We start from the raw sequence: 15,049 nt of genomic DNA, 5'->3' as shown, positions 1-15,049 counted from the left end.
TCAGTTGACCACCTCTTCCAAGGCCGGAGCCTCGACAGCAGCGGGCGCGGTCTCGGTCCCCTGATCCTCGGGCACCTCTTCGGCTTCGGCGGTATCATCGGCGGCGATACCTTCGGGACGACCGACCAGCACGAAGCGCAGATCATCGGCATTCAGGAGCCGTTCAGAGACGCGCTTCACATCATCCGCCGTCACCGCCTCGACCTTGGCGTTGCGGTTGTTGACGTAATCTGCGGGCAGATCGATCAACTGCATCCCTGCAAGAATCGCGGCGATGCGGCCGTTACCGTTGAAGCGAAGGGGATATTCGCCGGTCAGGTAGGTCTTGGCGTCGTTCAGTTCCTGCTCGGTCACGCCATCGCGCGCCATGCGGTCCCATTCCTGACGGATCAGATCGATCGCCTGCCCGGTGGTGGCGTTCGACCCCGCCATTCCCCCCTGCCATGTCTGCCCATAGATCCCGGTGGCCAGTGCCGTTCCGACGCCATAGGTCAGGCCGCGTTTTTCACGGATCTCGTCCATCAGGCGAGAGCTGAATCCGCCGCCGCCAAGGATATGATCGGCAACCAGAGCGGCGAAATAATCGGGATCGTCGATGGGCAGACCCGGCCCGGCAAAGGCCACAACGGTCTGCGGACTATCCCAGTCGATCACCGTCACGCCGGGCGTCAGTTGCAGTTCCGCCTGTTCGGGCAAAGGTGCCGTTCCCTCTTCGGGCAGGCCGCCAAGGATCTTGTCCAGCAGCAGTCCCAGTTCCTCGGGCGAGATATCACCCGCTGCGCCGACAAAGACGCGGTCGCGGGCCAGAACCCGGTTTTTCGCGGCCACCAGATCCTGACGGGTCAGCGACGCGACCGATTCCGCCGTGCCGTTGATCGAGGTCGCATAGGGGTGATCGCCCCAGGCCTGACGCGCCATTTCCTTGGCGGCGATGCTGTTCGGATCGGTCGCCTCGGACCGGATGATCGCCTGCACCTGCGCCCGCACCCGGTCCACCGCATCCTCGTCAAAGCGCGGCTGCGTCAGCGCTTCGGCCAGCAGGGCCGCAGCCTGATCACGGTTCTCGGTCAGGGCACGCATATTCACCGACATCGAATCGTCGCTGACATCGAAGGACAGTTCCGCGCCCAAATCTTCCAGTGCCTGCGCAAACTCGGTCGCATCGCGTTTGCCCGCACCTTCTTCCAGCGTCGCCATCATCAGGTTGATCGCCCCTCGCTTGCCGGGGGCTTCAAGGCTCGCCCCACCGCTGAAATCAAAGTCCAGCGCGACGAAGGGGATGGTGTCATCCTCGACCAGCCAGGCCTTGATGCCGCCGGGCGAGGTGACTTCCTGAATCTCGATCGCATGGGCGGGGACGGCCAGAACGGCGAAGCACAGGGCGATGGCTGCGCGGATCATTGTTGCGCCTCATTGGTCTGGTCGGCGGCGGGACGCGCGGGCGGGCGGGTATCATTGGCGGGTTGCGGAGAGGTTGTCGGCGCAATCGCAGCCGCAGGTGTCGCCTCGGCGGCCGGGGCGGCGTCCTGTGGCGCAGCAGCCTCGGCAGGCAACAGCCAGCCGGTGACGACGGCCTTGCTGTTCAACAATTCCCGCGCGGCCTCGGCCACGTCCTCGGCGGTCACGGCGGAAAGAATATCGGGCCAGTCGTTCACATCCTCGACCGTCAGCCCGGTCGCCAGCCCCTGACCGTAATCATAGGCGCGGCCATGGGCCGAATCCTGCGAATACACCTGAGCGGCGCGGATACGGGTCTTCACCCGCTCCAGATCGGCGGCATCCGGGCCTTGTTCCAGAAACTTAGCCAAAGCCTCGTCCAGCGCCGCCTCGGCCTCTTCGGGCGAAAGGTTTTCAGCGGGGACCATGCCGATAGTGAAGCTGGTCGGATCGACCGACAGCCCGTCATAGCTGGAGCCGACCCAAAGCGCCTTGCCCGTCAACGCCAGTTCGCGCCCCAGAACCGAGGTCTGCACCGAGCCGCCCAGAAGATCGCTTAACACGGTCAGCGCAGCGGCCTTTTCCTGATCGCCGGCATTGCGTTCCGGCGCAAGGATCGTGCGGCTTAGCACCGGCTGGGCGACGCGGGGGTCGTGCATCTCCATCCGGCGGGGCGAACGTTGGTCAGGTTCCTGCGGGCGCAGGCGCGGCTCGGCCTCGCCCTTTGCCGGGACCGGGCCGTAATATTGTTCCGCCAGTTCGCGGGCCTTTTCCGGGGTCACATCGCCCGCAAGAATCAGGATCGCCTCGTTCGGGGAATAGTGGTCGTCATACCACTTGATCGCATCCTCGCGCGTCAGCCCCTCCATCTCGGCACGCCAGCCGATGATCGGGCGACCGTAGGGGTGGTTATAGTAAAGCGTGGCCGAGCGTTCCTCGGAAAACAGCGCCGAGGGGTCGCTGTCAGTGCGCTGCGCGCGTTCTTCCAGCACCACCTGCCGTTCTGCCTGCCAGTCATCCTCGCCGATGTTCAGGTTCGCCATCCGGTCGGCTTCCATCTCCATGATCAGCGGCAGGCGGTCGCTGGCGATGCGCTGGAAATAGGCGGTGTAGTCGTAGCTGGTGAAGGCGTTGTCCATGCCGCCATTGGCGGTCACGGTCTTTGAAAGCTCACCCGGAGCCATCTTGTCGGTGCCCTTGAACATCAGGTGTTCAAGGTAATGCGCCATCCCGGATTTGCCCGGCTGTTCGTCCGCAGAGCCGATTTTATACCAGACCATCTGCACGATGACCGGGGCGCGGTGATCCTCGATCACCACGGTTTCAAGGCCGTTCGGCAGGGTGAAATGGGTGATGCCTTCGGGCATATCGGCCAGCGCCGGAACGGCGGCAAGCGAGAATGCCAGAGGCGCAAGGGTAAGCTGAAGACGCATGGTCCGGGCAGGCTCCTTTATTTTCGCCGGAAATCTGGCTTGGCCCGCCGGGCAGCGCAAGTCACCCTTGCGTCATCCGGCGAGGATGGCGGGAACAGAGGGCAGCGCCCGTCCGTCGGATGGGCACAGCGACGGTGGCGCTTTTCATTTTATGCCGCCACCCCGTCGGCCATCTCTGTTGCGCGGAACATCACCAAAGTGCCCGTCCGGTGGGGCGGACGGGCACTGCCCGGCGGTGCCTTTCAGGCACCTCGATTCCGGGCGGGTGCCCTGATTTCGATGTCAGGTAAAGCTGATCGGCAGATGGGTCGGGCCGTGCGCCTGAAGGCCGGTCTTCCAGTGGACCGGGCCGTCCAAAACGATCCGATCCGTCCTTTCCAGCAGCGCCGCGAACAGGATCTCCATGTTCAACCGCGCCAGATTGTTGCCAAGGCAGACATGCGGGCCCGTGCCAAAGGCCAGATGGACGTTGGGCTTGCGGGTGATGTCGAAGCGGTCGGGTTGGTCGAACGCCTCGGGGTCGCGGTTGGCGCTGGCATAGAGCAGGCCGAATTTAGTGCCCTGCTTCCAATGCTGACCGCAAATTTCCATATCCTCGGCGGCGTAACGGTGGAAGAACGGCAGCGGCGCGGCATAGCGGAACATCTCTTGCACCGCGCCCGGCATCAGCGTGGGATCGGCACGCAGCGCCTGCATCTGATCGGGATTGGCGATCAGCGCCGAAAGACCGCTGCCCATCACATCGATGGTCGAGCCGTGGCCCGCATGAAGGATCTGCATGATCGTCGCGATCAGTTCATCATGCGTCATCAGGCCAGAGGTTTCCGCCCCGATCATCACGCTCATCAGATCATCGAGAGGTTGGGCGCTGCGCTGGACATAGAGCTGTTCCAGAAGCTCGTGGAACAGACGCGTCGCCTCTTCCGCGCGGGCCTTCTTGGCGGCGGTGCGGTTGATGTCGAAATAGCTGACCACCTCTTCCGACCAGATGGTCATCTGCGGGGCGTCTTCCGGCTTGGTCCCGATCAAATGGCCGATGACCTGACCGGGCAGATGTGCCGCCAGATCGGCGATGAAGTCAAAGCGACCTTGCGCGATTAACCGGTCCAGCGCCGCCCCGACCCATTCGGTGACGAAACCGCGTAGGCTTTCCAGCCGGGTCTTGGTGAAGAAGGGAAACACCGCGCGGCGCAGGCGGTCATGGTCGGGGCCGTCGATTTCCAGCATCGAGGTCTGCACGAAACGTTCGTGAAACGGCATATCATGGAAATTGCCCGCAATCTGCAACCGGCGAACCTCTTCCGGTGGGGCAAAGGCAGCAGCGCTGCGCACCATGCGGCGGTCCATGGCAATGGCCCGAACATCGGCAAAGCGGCTGGCGATATGGCCGTCAAATCCGGGCATCAGCGGCAGACCGGGAAGCGCCCGGACCGCGGCATAGGCGGGCCATGGGTTCTTTCCGAAATCCGGGCTGTCCGGGTCGAAACCCGGGATCATTCCACGATGGGCGGCGGCGAGGTCGATGTGATCGCCCCGGCGCGCTGCCAGCGGGTCTGCTCTTCACGCGAATCCAGCGCCATCGGGCGATAGGCACGCTGATAGACCGAGGTGCCGAACAGCGCCTCAAGCGGACGGCGGCGGTTGCCCGAGCGCCAGCGCAGATCAGCCTCGGCCAAGGTGGCGCGGATATTCGGGTCGGTGCCGCCCCGGTTCGCCTGCGCGACCAGTGCCTGATCGGCGGCGGCAATGCCCTGATCCTGAAGCCGTGCCGGGTTGCCGCCAAGGGCGGCTACGGCATCAGCCTGCGGGGTCGGGTCGGTGATATTGGTTCCGCCAAGCGTCGGCTGCGGCAGCAGCGCCAGATCAGGCGGCATCGACAGCGGCTTCGAGGGCAGGATGGCAAATTCATCCGGGGTGTCCTGGCCGGATTCGATATTCATCAGTTGGGTATCGCCGCCGCAGGCCGTCAGCCCGGCCAAGGCGGTCATTCCGATCACCAGCGCAAAAACCCGCATATCCTGTCCCTTTGTCTTTCCGCCCGTTCTAACGCGAATTCTCGGCGTCGTCACGCGGGTTGTCGTCTCGCGGCAGCTCGACGCCTGCCTTGGGCAATGGCGGCTCGACCCGGGCGCGCGGTTTGCGCGGCTTTTTCTTCGGCTCGGGGGACTTTTGCGGCAGCAGGACCAGCCCGATCGCGCCGGCAAAGATCGCGATATCGGCGACGTTGAAGCTGAACGGGTTCTGCCAGTTCGGCAGCGACATGTTCAGGAAATCCGCCACCGCTCCATAAGCCAGCCGGTCGATCACATTGCCGATTGCCCCGCCGATCAGAAGCCCGGCCGAGATGCGCGCGAAGCGCCCGGCATTGCTGCGCCAGATCCACATCCAGACCCATCCGACGATCAGCACCGCAACGGCGATGAGCAGCCATTTCGTCGTGTTTTCCTCGGACGACATCAGCCCGAAATTGACGCCTTGGTTCCACGCCATCCGCAGGTTCAGCCACGGCGGCAACACGTCGATGGCGCGCACCCTGTCCAGTTGCAGCACATGGACGACATAGTACTTCAGCACCTGATCCAGCGCGAGGATCAGGAACGCGATCCAGGCCGTCGTCCGCATATCGGTGCGGACCGGCTTTTTCGGTGCGCGCGGCTTGCGCTGACGCGGCGCGGTTGGGGTGGCCTGATCGCTCATCAGTGACGGAAATGCCGTTGGCCGGTGAAGACCATCGCAAGGCCCAGCCGGTTTGCCGCCGCAATCACCTCGTCATCGCGCATCGAGCCGCCGGGCTGGATCACCGCCTTCGCGCCCGCCTCGGCCAGTGCCTCGACACCGTCGGCAAAGGGGAAGAATGCGTCCGAGGCGACCGCCGCCCCATTGGTCAGCGGCTCGGCGAGGCCAAGGATTTCGGCCATATCCTCGGATTTGCGACGTCCGATGCGGGTGCTGTCGACGCGGCTCATCTGGCCCGCGCCGATGCCGACGGTCGCCATGTCCTTGGCGTAAACGATGGCGTTCGATTTGACATGCTTCGCCACGGTCCATGCGAAAAGCAGGTCTTTCAGCTCTTCCGGCGAAGGTTGGCGTTCGGTGACGATCTTCAGATCGTCCAGACCGACATGGCCGTTGTCGCGGCCCTGCACCAGAAAGCCGCCTGCGACCTGCCGGAACGTCAGCCCGCCAGCCTTGGGATCCGCCAAACCGCCGGTGGTCAGCAGACGAAGGTTCTTCTTCGCGGCAAAGATCGCCTTGGCGTCGTCATCGGCATCCGGCGCGATCACCACTTCGGTGAAGATCTTCACGATCTCTTCCGCCGTCGCCCCGTCGAGCGGCTGGTTCAGCGCGATGATCCCGCCGAAAGCCGAGGTGCGGTCGCAATCGAAGGCGCGCTTATACGCCTCCAGCGCCGTCGCGCCCTGCGCCACACCGCAGGGATTGGCGTGTTTGATGATGGCGCAGGCCGGGCCTTGGCTCGGGTCGAATTCGGCGACCAGTTCGAACGCGGCATCAGTGTCGTTGATATTGTTGTAGGACAGTTCCTTGCCCTGCCATTGCTTCGCCGTGGCGACGCCGGGGCGGGCTTCGTCGGTCACATAGAACGCGGCCTGCTGATGCGGGTTCTCGCCATAACGCAGCGACTGCGCCAGCTTGCCTGCAAAGGCGCGGCGGCGCGGCGTCTGTTCGCCAATCGCACCCGCCATCCAGGTCGAGACCGACGCATCATACGCCGCCGTCCGGGCATAGGCGATCTGCGCCTGACGCTGACGAAACTCCAGCGTGGTGTGGTCGTTATTGGCGTCCAGTTCGGCCAGCAGGGCGTCGTAATCCTCGACATCAACGATCACGCTGACAAAGGCGTGGTTCTTGGCCGCCGCGCGAATCATCGCCGGGCCGCCGATATCGATATTCTCGATGCAGTCGTCGTAAGAGGCGCCCTTGGCGACCGTTTCCTCGAACGGGTAAAGGTTCACCACCAGCAGATCGATCGGCTCGATATTATGGGCCTGCATCGCGGCCTGATGTTCCTCATTGTCGCGCAGCGCCAGAAGGCCGCCATGCACAGCCGGGTGCAGCGTTTTGACGCGGCCATCCATCATCTCGGGGAAGCCGGTCACATCGGCCACATCGACCACGGTCAACCCTGCCTCGCGCAGCGTCTTGGCGCTGCCTCCGGTGGACAGGATCTCGACGCCCCGTGCCGACAATTTGCGGGCAAATTCGATCATGCCGGTCTTGTCAGAGACGGAAATCAGCGCGCGACGAAGGGCGACGGGGTGGGACATGAAGAGCCTCGCATCTGGTTTGGCGACCAACTAGCGCCCCTTGGCGCGAAGGTCCAGCCGTTGCTAGGCGGGTTTCCTCAACCGCGCCATGAAGAAGCCGTCCATGCCACCACGCTCTGGCCAGTAGTCGGGGCGCAGGCGGATGCCGCCTTCCGGGGTGATCCATGCGGGATCGATGCCGGGAAGCGCGGGCGTCTCGACGGTCACGCCCGGATGCCGGGCCAGCGCCGCAGCGATCTGCGCCTCGCCTTCGTCGGGCAGAAGCGAGCAGGTGGCAAAGACCAGCCTGCCGCCGGGCGCAAGAATGGAAAGCGCATGGTCGATCATGCTGGCCTGAAGCGCCACGAGATCGGGAATGCCGCTGCCATCGCGCAGAAGCGGCAGGTCGGGATGGCGGCGGATCGTGCCGGTGGCGGAACAGGGGGCGTCCAGCAGGATCGCGTCGGGGGCGATCTCAGGCCGCCATTCCAGCGCATCGGCTGTCACCAGTTCGGCGGTGAGATTGCAACGGGTCAGGTTCTCGGCCACGCGCTTCAGGCGGTGGGCGCTGATGTCGATGGCGGTCACATTGGCACCTGCCGCCGCCAGTTGCAGCGTCTTGCCGCCCGGTGCCGCGCAGAGATCGGCGATCCGCTCGCCCGGTTGCGGCGCAAGCAGGCGCACGGGCATTGCCGCTGCGGCGTCCTGCACCCACCAGTCGCCGGTCGCAAAACCCGGAAGCGCCGAGACCTGCACCGGGCCATGAAGACGCAACGACCCGGTGGGCAGCGTGTCCCCACCCTCAAGCGCTGCGGTTGCGGGTTTCAGGGTCAGATCCAGCGGGGCGGCTGCCTGATGGGCGGCTTCGATGGCCTTGGTGGCGTCCCTGCCATAGGTAGCGACGACAGGCTTGCGCAGCCAGTCGGGCAGGCGCTGCGGCGGAAGCTCGGCCCAGCCCTCGTGCTGCGAGACCTTGCGCAGGACCGCATTGACCATGCCTGCCGCTGCCTGTCCGCGTTTCCCCGCCCCTCGGGTCAGGTTCACCGCCGCATCGACGACGCCATGCGCCGCGCCGCCCAGCTGCAGCAACTCGACCGTTGCAAGGCGCAGGATATCGGCGACCTGCGGTGTGGGCTTGCGGTTCACATAGGTCGCAATGACGGAATCGGCCTGTGCAAGATGCCGCAGAGTTTCGGCAGCAAGCCGCCCGGCCCGCGCCTGATCGGATGGCGACAGCGCCTTCAGCGCCCCCGCCTGATCCGAAAGCGACGCCCCGTCGCGGACGCCCTGCAACAGGGTCAGTGCGCCCTGTCTTGCCATATCCCTGCCCGGCTTTGCCAAATCGCTTTCCTTCGCCTAAGTCTTGATGAAGACTGATCCGAACCCATTAGACCCTGTCAGGGGATGTTTCCATGAGTGATCGACCCGCAAGCGACCGCAAAGACATTCCGCCCGCCGCTCAACGCGCGCTGGCCGAGGCGGAAGAGCGCCGCAAGCAAGCTGCCAAAGACACGCCCCTGCCCAAGGAATACGGTGGCCGCGACGGCCCCGAGCCGGTGCGCTATGGCGATTACGAAAAGAACGGGTTGGCGGTGGATTTCTGAGCATGGACTGGCTGCGCGCTTCTGCGACCGAACAGGGCCGGGCGATCATGGCCGGTCTTCTGGACCCCATCGACCAGACCGAGGCCTATCTGGCCGCTGCCCGGCATCACCCTTATGGCCGCCGCATCTATGCAAGGCTGACCGAGACGCGGGCGCGGTCCGGTGCGATTGCCGCCCACGACCGGGCCAAGGCGGAGCTTCGACACGGCATCCTCGATGGCGTGGCGATCAGTTGGAAGGACAACGTGGACAGTGGCGGCACGATCACCGAGGCGGGATCGAAGCTGCTGGAAGGCCGGGTGCCGCGCAAGGATGCGACGGTGCTGGCGCGTGCGTCTCGGGACGGGCTGCTGTGTCTGGGCAAGACGCATATGACCGAACTGGCGTTTTCGGGGCTTGGGCTGAACCCGAAGACCGCGACACCCCCGAATTCGCTGGACCCCGATCTTGCACCGGGCGGATCGTCCTCGGGCGCAGCGGTGTCGGTGGCGCTTGGACTGGCGGCTGCGGCGATCGGATCGGATACGGGCGGGTCAATCCGCGTGCCTGCGGCATGGAACGGGCTGGTGGGCTTCAAGCCGACCCATGAAAGCCTGCCCGAAAAGGGTGTGGTTCCGCTATGCCGCAGGTTTGACACCGTCGGCCCGATTGCCCGCACGGTCGAGGATTGCGCCGAACTTTTCGCGGTGATGGCAGGGGACAAGGCGGCCGATGTGGCCCAGTCCTCGGTCCATGGGCGGCGGCTGATGGTGCTGGACGGCGTGCCGTTCGAGGATGCCGAGGAAGGGCCCGTCGCCGCTTTCGAGGATGCGGTTGAACGTCTGGCACGCGCCGGCGCGCAGATCAGCCGCGTGTCATCGGATTGGGTCGCCAAGGCGATGCCGCTGTCGCCGATGCTTTTTGCCCCCGAGGCTTATGGCATCTGGCGCGCGCAGATTGAGGATGCGCCGGAACTGATGTGGAAGCCGATCCTTGACCGCTTCCGGGGCGGCGCGGATGTCAGCGCGCCCGATTATGTCTCGGCCTGGGACAGCCTGATCCGTATTCGCCGCAAATGGTTCCGTGAAGTCGTCGCCAGCTATGATGCGGTGCTGCTGCCGACCGCGCCAAACCTGCCGCCGAATGCCAAGCGGTTGATGGAGGATGAGGAATATTTCGTCCGCGCCAATCTGTTGACGCTTCGGAATACGCGGATCGGCAACCTGCTGAACCTGCCGGTGGTGACGCTGCCGACCGGCTATCCGGCCTGCGGGATCTCGGTCATGGGGCATACCGGGCGGGATCGACACCTGCTGCGCGTCGCATCGGGGGTCGAGGCGGCTTTGGCAAGCAAATAGGCCGCCTGCCCTGCCCGGCGGTGTTGGTGTATCGGGAACCTGATCCTGTCTCACGGGTTGGCGTCACGACCCAAGCTGCCAGCAGAAGGAACCGCCATGGAGATCACCCGCCGCTCGGGCCTGAAGATCGGGCTCGCCACTGTCTTCGCCAGCACATTGCCGGTGCTGACCCACGCGCAGGATGCCCCGCAGGAAGATGCAGCCTCTGCCTTCACCTATCCGGTTGATGGCGGCAAGGTGGTCATCCATCCCGTCGATCACGCCTCGATGGTGGTGGAAACGCCCGGAGGTGCCATCCTTGTCGATCCCGTTGGGGGTGCGGCTGCCTATGCTGCCCTGCCCGCCCCCGCGCTGATCCTGATCACCCATCAGCATGGCGACCATTTCGATCTGCCGACGCTTGAGGGGCTGCCCGCCGTTCGCATCATCGCCAATCAGGCTGTCTTCGATCAGCTTCCCGCCGAGATGCAGGCCCGCGCCACTGCCATGGCCAATGGCGAAACCGCCGAGGTGATCGGGCTGACAATCGAGGCGATCCCGGCCTACAACCTGACCGAAGAGCGTCTGCAATATCACCCGCCGGGTCGCGACAATGGCTATGTCCTGACCATTGGTGGCAAACGTTTCTACATTGCTGGCGATACCGAGGACATTCCCGAAATGCGCGCCCTTGAGAATATCGAGGTCGCTTTCCTGCCGATGAACCTGCCCTTTACCATGACGGTCGAGCAGGCAGCCGATGCCGTGGCGGCGTTCAAGCCGGTGGTGGTCTTCCCCTATCACCACCGCGACAGCGACGTTCAAGAATTTGCGAGACTGGTGGAAACCTCGGGCACCAGTAGTCTTGTCGTCATTGCCAACTGGTATCCGGCAGGCCAGAACCAATAGCGAAGCCGTCATCAGATGCGGCGCATGAGGAGCGATGATCCGCTTTCTGACGACATGGCTGCCCGCAATCGTCATCGCCATTGGGGTGGCGGCGCTGTGGCATTGGGCGGTCCCGGTCCAGCCGGAACTGACCGAGCTTCACGGCACCATCGAGCGATTTCGCCGCTGGAATGATGCAAGGCCGTTATTCTACGCGGCGGGGTTTTTTGGCGCGTCCATCGGGCTTTTGCTGTTGCCGGTGCCGCTGGTCCTGCTGGCGCTGATTGCCGGGGCGATCTTCGATTTCTGGCCGGGGCTGGTGCTGATCAGCGCGGCCTCGACCATCGCGGCGACGTTGCTGATGCTGGCGTCGCGCTATGTGCTGGCGGGACCGCTGAAGGCGAGGCTGAACGCCAATCTGACCGACCGGCTGGAACGGCTGAATGCCGCCGTGGATCGCGACGGGGCGATGACGCTGCTGTCGCTGCGGCTGACCCCTGCGGTGCCGTTCCATGCGCTGAACCTTGCGGCGGGACTGACCAGCATCCGGCTGCGCAGCTATGTGATCGTGACGCTGATCGGCAAGTTGCCGATGATCGCGATCTTCGTCGGCGCGGGCAACCATCTGGCCGATGTCGAAAGGGTCGCCGACATCATGACCCCGCGCGTGATCGCCATTCTGTTCCTGCTGGCGGTGTTTCCGTGGCTGGCCCGCTGGACCGCGCGGCAGATCAGAAAGGCGCGGGCTGGCTGAAGGTCAGGTGGACGCCGCTGTCTGGATGGCGCAGGCGCAGGCTTTCGGCATGCAGCATCAGCCGCGGATGATCCGCCGCCGCCCCGGTCGCATAAAGCGGATCGCCAAGGATCGGGTGGCCCAGTTCGGCCATGTGGACACGCAATTGATGGCTGCGCCCGGTCAGCGGGAACAGCCTGACGCGGGTTTCTTCATCGCTGGCGCGCATCACCCGCCAATCGGTTTGCGCAGGCTTTCCGGTCTCGTGATCGACCTTCTGGCGCGGGCGGTTCGGCCAGTCCACGATTAGCGGCAGATCAACGGTGCCGGTCTTTGGCTCCAGCCTGCCCGCCAGCCGGGCAACATAGGTTTTCTTGGTCTTCCGATCCTCGAACTGCTTTGACAGGTTGCGCTGCGCATGAGGGGTCAGGCCAAAGACCATCACGCCCGAGGTATCCTGATCCAGACGATGCACCAGCAGGATCGTCGGAAAGGCGCCGCGCAGGCGTTCAATGGCGCAATCGGCCTTGTGTTCGCCCTTACCCGGCACCGACAGCAGCCCCGAGGGTTTGCCGACCACAAGAATTTCGTGATCGGCATGCAGGATCTCGGGCGCCTCAACCGGCGGCGTGTAGGTGAAGTCGGTCATTTCGCGACAAGGCGGATGGCAAGGCCCGCGAACATGACGGCGGCGATCTTGTTGATCAAACCCAGCCTGCGACCGATCACCTGACCGGCAAGGCCTGCAACGATGCCGTAGCCCATCGTGACCAGCGTGCCGGTAAAGGCGAAGATCAGGCCGAGGCCAAGGATTTGCTGCCAGACCGGACCCCATGCGGAATTGGTGAATTGCGGCAGGAAGGCCAGCAGGAACAGCACCGGCTTTGGGTTCAGCGCATTCGACAGAAAGCCGCGCCGGATGATGTTCCACGCCCGGACGCTGCCGCGCATGGGCGGGTCGATCTCGCCCGCGTTCCATGATTTCCACGCCAGCCACAGCAGATAGGCCGCGCCCGCATATTTGATGACCAGCAGCGCCTCGGGGTGGGCGGCGACAAGCGCGCCCAGACCAATTGTGGCCAGAATGACATGCATGATGACACCAAAGCCGACCCCGATCCCGGCCAGCGCGCCCGCCTTTGGTCCGCCCTGAATGCCGCAGGCGCTGGCAAAGAATACGTCCTGACCGGGGGCGAAGTTGAGCATCAGCCCCCCAAGAATGAAGGCCAAGAGTTGCGCCGAAGGGATTGCGGCGATGGTGTCCCAGATCATTCGGTCTCGTCCTCGTCATCGCCTGCGAATTGCGGCAGGCCATCTGCAATCTCGTAGTAATCGCCCTTGTCGGCAGTGTGAATGTGGCCCGAGAGCCGCAATCCGGTCGGCGCGTCGATTGCGCCTGCCGAGACCGCCACCGCCTCGCGCCCAAAGGGCCGCCAGAACAGCGACGATCCGCAGGTGGCGCAGAAGCCGCGCTCTGCCTCGGGCGACGAGGCGAACCAGCGCAGATGCGCGTCACCCTCGATCTGCAACCCGGTCATGCGGAACGATGCGCCGAAATGACCGCTCCAGCGGCGGCATTGGCTGCAATGGCAGGCAAGCGCTGTTGCTTCGGCGGTATGGCCGCTGAAACGGACACCACCGCAAAGACATCCGCCGTGGGTCAATAGGTCTGCCACTGCTCCAACCCGTCGGCGATCTGGTAATAGTCGCCCTTATCCGCCACGTAGATATGCCCGGAAAGCGCGAGACCGCTGGGCGCCTCAATGGCCCCGGCGGCAACCTCGGGCAGTTCCGCGCCGTCCGGTTTCCAGAACAGCGAGCTGCCGCAGGTGGGGCAGAAGCCACGCTGCGCTTCCTTGGACGAGCGATACCAGCGAACCTCGCCAGTGATGTCCAGCGTTTCGACGCTGGCCGCAGCCCAGTAATGGCCCGACCAGCGGCGGCATTGGCCGCAATGACAGGCGCGAAGGTTAACGTCTGCCCAACGTCCGCTGAAACTGACGGCGCCGCAAAGGCACTTGCCGGTGAATTCAGATGTCATGGAAAACCTCCTCCAGAATGGCGGCCAGCCGGGTCGCGTCTTCTTCGGTGAAGGCGTCGGGCTGGTTGCTGTCGATATCCAGAACGCCCAGCAGCCGGCCCTTCGCGCCCAGAACCGGCAGCACGATTTCGGACCGGGTGCTGCTGGCGCAGGCGATATGACCGGGGAAGGCATCAACATCGGGAACAAGCTGCGTCTGCCGCGTCCGCGCCGCAGCACCGCAAACCCCGCGCGAGAACGGGATGACAAGGCAACCATGCCCACCCTGATAGGGACCGATCTTCAACAGGTCCGGCGCGGTGACCCGGTAGAAGCCGGTCCAGTCGAAGCGGTCATCGGAATGGTGGATTTCACAGGCGAGCGTCGCCATCAGGGCGATCTCATCCGTTTCGCCATGGGTCAAGGCGCGAATCCGGGCGGTCAGGGCGTCATAATCGGTCATGCCCCCTTTTACGTCGCGCTTTCGGGCGGGGAAAGCGGTGACGGGGCTGGACCTTCGCCCGGTCGGGGTGACATTAACAGCAATCACTTGGCGAGGCGGCAATGCTGGCATGGTTCGGACTTCCTGACGACGCGCCCGAGGGCGAGGCGAACCGGATATTGGCGCGGCTGGTCGAGGATATCCATTCCAGCGGCGCGCATCTGGCCGGTGCGGTGCAGCGCAACACCGATCTGGGCGCCGATTGCGCCTGCGATATGGAGTTGCTGGTGATCGGGGAAGAGGATCGCCCGGTCAGGATCTCGCAATCTCTGGGCAACGGGTCGAGCGGTTGCAGGCTGGATACCGGCGCGCTGGAAATCGCGGCGGCGCGGGTCGAGGCGCGGATGGCCGGGGCCGAATTGCTGATCGTGCCGAAATTCGGGCGGCAAGAGGCGATCGGGCGGGGGTTCGTCAGTGTGATCTCTCGTGCCGTGGCGGATGATCTGCCGGTGCTGCTGCATGTGCCGCGTCAACAACGCACCGCATTTGAGGATTTCAGCGGCGGGATGGCCGAGGAACTGATGGTCGCGCATCTGGCCGATTGGTGCCGCGACCGGCTGTCGCAGTCGCATGGCTGAGGCGGCGCTGATTGACGCGCGCGGGCTGCTGTGTCCGCTGCCGGTGTTGCGATTACGCAAGGTTTTGCTGGGCCTGCCGCCGGGGGCGCAGGTCAGGATGGTGGCGACCGACGCGATGGCATTGGTCGATGTGCCGCATTTCTGCGAGGGCGCCGGTCATGTCATGATCGCGGTTGTGGAAACGGGTGACGGAGCGCATGAATTCACCGTCGAAAGGGGGCCTTCCGCCCCCTCGACCGCAAGCGGTCTCACCCCCGAGGATATTTGAGTAAA

Annotated in this window: 18 protein-coding genes; 6 read left to right on the top strand and 12 right to left on the bottom strand. The window is 64.6% G+C overall.

Annotated elements, in window-relative coordinates; translation table 11 throughout:
* From JJJ17_RS01010 to JJJ17_RS00980, 7 genes are all read right to left on the bottom strand, one after another.
* Positions 1-1,401, bottom strand: coding sequence for a M16 family metallopeptidase (locus JJJ17_RS01010; RefSeq protein ID WP_200683146.1), 1,401 nt, complete (start codon positions 1,399-1,401; stop codon positions 1-3).
* On the bottom strand, positions 1,398-2,870 hold the full coding sequence (locus JJJ17_RS01005) for a M16 family metallopeptidase (RefSeq protein WP_200683144.1): 1,473 nt from the start codon (positions 2,868-2,870) through the stop codon (positions 1,398-1,400). Before JJJ17_RS01005 ends, JJJ17_RS01010 begins: the two co-directional genes overlap by 4 nt.
* Before the next feature lie 282 nt (positions 2,871-3,152).
* The gene (locus tag JJJ17_RS01000; RefSeq protein WP_200683143.1) at positions 3,153-4,367 is read right to left on the bottom strand and encodes a cytochrome P450; all 1,215 of its coding nucleotides are present in this window, start codon (positions 4,365-4,367) and stop codon (positions 3,153-3,155) included.
* Positions 4,364-4,885 (bottom strand): DUF3035 domain-containing protein, encoded by a 522-nt coding sequence (locus JJJ17_RS00995; protein WP_200683142.1) that lies wholly within the window; start codon positions 4,883-4,885, stop codon positions 4,364-4,366. The genes JJJ17_RS01000 and JJJ17_RS00995 overlap by 4 nt, the downstream gene beginning before the upstream one ends.
* A 28-nt stretch (positions 4,886-4,913) precedes the next feature.
* Positions 4,914-5,567, bottom strand: a complete 654-nt coding sequence (gene lspA / locus JJJ17_RS00990) for a signal peptidase II (RefSeq protein WP_234463827.1) — start codon at positions 5,565-5,567, stop codon at positions 4,914-4,916.
* A complete protein-coding gene (purH, locus tag JJJ17_RS00985) occupies positions 5,567-7,156 on the bottom strand; it encodes a bifunctional phosphoribosylaminoimidazolecarboxamide formyltransferase/IMP cyclohydrolase (protein WP_200683141.1) in 1,590 nt (529 codons plus the stop codon). The genes lspA and purH overlap by 1 nt, the downstream gene beginning before the upstream one ends.
* A gap of 63 nt (positions 7,157-7,219) precedes the next feature.
* A complete protein-coding gene (locus JJJ17_RS00980) occupies positions 7,220-8,455 on the bottom strand; it encodes an RsmB/NOP family class I SAM-dependent RNA methyltransferase (protein ID WP_200683140.1) in 1,236 nt (411 codons plus the stop codon).
* A gap of 92 nt (positions 8,456-8,547) precedes the next feature.
* Here JJJ17_RS00980 and JJJ17_RS00975 point away from each other — a divergent pair, with 92 nt between their 5' ends.
* From JJJ17_RS00975 to JJJ17_RS00960, 4 genes are all read left to right on the top strand, one after another.
* Positions 8,548-8,739: a DUF1674 domain-containing protein gene (locus JJJ17_RS00975; RefSeq protein WP_200683139.1), complete on the top strand. Its 192-nt coding sequence runs from the start codon at positions 8,548-8,550 to the stop codon at positions 8,737-8,739.
* Between the two features lie 2 nt (positions 8,740-8,741).
* A complete protein-coding gene (locus tag JJJ17_RS00970) occupies positions 8,742-10,076 on the top strand; it encodes an amidase (RefSeq protein ID WP_200683138.1) in 1,335 nt (444 codons plus the stop codon).
* Positions 10,077-10,172: 96 nt separating this feature from the next.
* Complete coding sequence (locus JJJ17_RS00965; RefSeq protein WP_200683136.1) at positions 10,173-10,964, top strand: MBL fold metallo-hydrolase; 792 nt, start codon at positions 10,173-10,175, stop codon at positions 10,962-10,964.
* 34 nt (positions 10,965-10,998) lie between these two features.
* Positions 10,999-11,697 (top strand): TVP38/TMEM64 family protein, encoded by a 699-nt coding sequence (locus tag JJJ17_RS00960; protein WP_200683134.1) that lies wholly within the window; start codon positions 10,999-11,001, stop codon positions 11,695-11,697.
* On the opposite strand, the gene JJJ17_RS00955 is transcribed toward JJJ17_RS00960, so the two are convergent.
* From JJJ17_RS00955 to JJJ17_RS00935, 5 genes are read right to left on the bottom strand one after another with little or no spacing between them, the layout of a single operon-like run.
* Entirely contained in the window at positions 11,675-12,325 is a 651-nt protein-coding gene (locus JJJ17_RS00955) for a pseudouridine synthase (protein WP_200683133.1), read from the bottom strand. The two genes, JJJ17_RS00960 and JJJ17_RS00955, sit on opposite strands and share 23 nt — an antisense overlap.
* Positions 12,322-12,948, bottom strand: a complete 627-nt coding sequence (locus JJJ17_RS00950; protein WP_200683132.1) for a LysE family translocator — start codon at positions 12,946-12,948, stop codon at positions 12,322-12,324. Before JJJ17_RS00950 ends, JJJ17_RS00955 begins: the two co-directional genes overlap by 4 nt.
* Positions 12,945-13,352, bottom strand: coding sequence for a GFA family protein (locus tag JJJ17_RS00945; protein ID WP_325168741.1), 408 nt, complete (start codon positions 13,350-13,352; stop codon positions 12,945-12,947). Before JJJ17_RS00945 ends, JJJ17_RS00950 begins: the two co-directional genes overlap by 4 nt.
* Positions 13,337-13,717 (bottom strand): GFA family protein, encoded by a 381-nt coding sequence (locus JJJ17_RS00940; RefSeq protein ID WP_200683131.1) that lies wholly within the window; start codon positions 13,715-13,717, stop codon positions 13,337-13,339. Before JJJ17_RS00940 ends, JJJ17_RS00945 begins: the two co-directional genes overlap by 16 nt.
* Positions 13,707-14,159, bottom strand: a complete 453-nt coding sequence (locus JJJ17_RS00935; protein WP_200683130.1) for a GAF domain-containing protein — start codon at positions 14,157-14,159, stop codon at positions 13,707-13,709. The genes JJJ17_RS00940 and JJJ17_RS00935 overlap by 11 nt, the downstream gene beginning before the upstream one ends.
* A gap of 101 nt (positions 14,160-14,260) precedes the next feature.
* Between JJJ17_RS00935 and JJJ17_RS00930 the strand changes: the two genes are divergently transcribed.
* Together JJJ17_RS00930 and JJJ17_RS00925 are read left to right on the top strand one after the other, a co-directional pair.
* Entirely contained in the window at positions 14,261-14,776 is a 516-nt protein-coding gene (locus JJJ17_RS00930; RefSeq protein WP_200683129.1) for a DUF2478 domain-containing protein, read from the top strand.
* Complete coding sequence (locus JJJ17_RS00925) at positions 14,769-15,044, top strand: sulfurtransferase TusA family protein (RefSeq protein ID WP_200683128.1); 276 nt, start codon at positions 14,769-14,771, stop codon at positions 15,042-15,044. Before JJJ17_RS00930 ends, JJJ17_RS00925 begins: the two co-directional genes overlap by 8 nt.
* The last annotated feature ends 5 nt before the right edge of the window (positions 15,045-15,049 follow it).

Source organism: Paracoccus caeni (genome assembly GCF_016629665.1).
Lineage (GTDB): Bacteria > Pseudomonadota > Alphaproteobacteria > Rhodobacterales > Rhodobacteraceae > Paracoccus > Paracoccus caeni.
Note: the sequence above shows the minus strand (reverse complement) of the source record. Positions and strands in the feature narration are given on the sequence as shown.

What these genes read in the sequence shown, in the direction of transcription:
- JJJ17_RS00940 (WP_200683131.1), bottom strand. Translation starts at nt 13,717, where the DNA reads ATGACATCTGAATTCACCGGCAAGTGCCTTTGCGGCGCCGTCAGTTTC.
- lspA (WP_234463827.1), bottom strand. Translation starts at nt 5,567, where the DNA reads ATGAGCGATCAGGCCACCCCAACCGCGCCGCGTCAGCGCAAGCCGCGC.
- JJJ17_RS00935 (WP_200683130.1), bottom strand. Translation starts at nt 14,159, where the DNA reads ATGACCGATTATGACGCCCTGACCGCCCGGATTCGCGCCTTGACCCAT.
- JJJ17_RS00975 (WP_200683139.1), top strand. Translation starts at nt 8,548, where the DNA reads ATGAGTGATCGACCCGCAAGCGACCGCAAAGACATTCCGCCCGCCGCT.
- JJJ17_RS00960 (WP_200683134.1), top strand. Translation starts at nt 10,999, where the DNA reads ATGATCCGCTTTCTGACGACATGGCTGCCCGCAATCGTCATCGCCATT.
- JJJ17_RS00950 (WP_200683132.1), bottom strand. Translation starts at nt 12,948, where the DNA reads ATGATCTGGGACACCATCGCCGCAATCCCTTCGGCGCAACTCTTGGCC.
- JJJ17_RS00925 (WP_200683128.1), top strand. Translation starts at nt 14,769, where the DNA reads ATGGCTGAGGCGGCGCTGATTGACGCGCGCGGGCTGCTGTGTCCGCTG.
- JJJ17_RS01000 (WP_200683143.1), bottom strand. Translation starts at nt 4,367, where the DNA reads ATGATCCCGGGTTTCGACCCGGACAGCCCGGATTTCGGAAAGAACCCA.
- JJJ17_RS00995 (WP_200683142.1), bottom strand. Translation starts at nt 4,885, where the DNA reads ATGCGGGTTTTTGCGCTGGTGATCGGAATGACCGCCTTGGCCGGGCTG.
- JJJ17_RS01005 (WP_200683144.1), bottom strand. Translation starts at nt 2,870, where the DNA reads ATGCGTCTTCAGCTTACCCTTGCGCCTCTGGCATTCTCGCTTGCCGCC.
- JJJ17_RS00955 (WP_200683133.1), bottom strand. Translation starts at nt 12,325, where the DNA reads ATGACCGACTTCACCTACACGCCGCCGGTTGAGGCGCCCGAGATCCTG.
- JJJ17_RS00980 (WP_200683140.1), bottom strand. Translation starts at nt 8,455, where the DNA reads ATGGCAAGACAGGGCGCACTGACCCTGTTGCAGGGCGTCCGCGACGGG.
- JJJ17_RS01010 (WP_200683146.1), bottom strand. Translation starts at nt 1,401, where the DNA reads ATGATCCGCGCAGCCATCGCCCTGTGCTTCGCCGTTCTGGCCGTCCCC.
- JJJ17_RS00930 (WP_200683129.1), top strand. Translation starts at nt 14,261, where the DNA reads ATGCTGGCATGGTTCGGACTTCCTGACGACGCGCCCGAGGGCGAGGCG.
- purH (WP_200683141.1), bottom strand. Translation starts at nt 7,156, where the DNA reads ATGTCCCACCCCGTCGCCCTTCGTCGCGCGCTGATTTCCGTCTCTGAC.
- JJJ17_RS00965 (WP_200683136.1), top strand. Translation starts at nt 10,173, where the DNA reads ATGGAGATCACCCGCCGCTCGGGCCTGAAGATCGGGCTCGCCACTGTC.
- JJJ17_RS00970 (WP_200683138.1), top strand. Translation starts at nt 8,742, where the DNA reads ATGGACTGGCTGCGCGCTTCTGCGACCGAACAGGGCCGGGCGATCATG.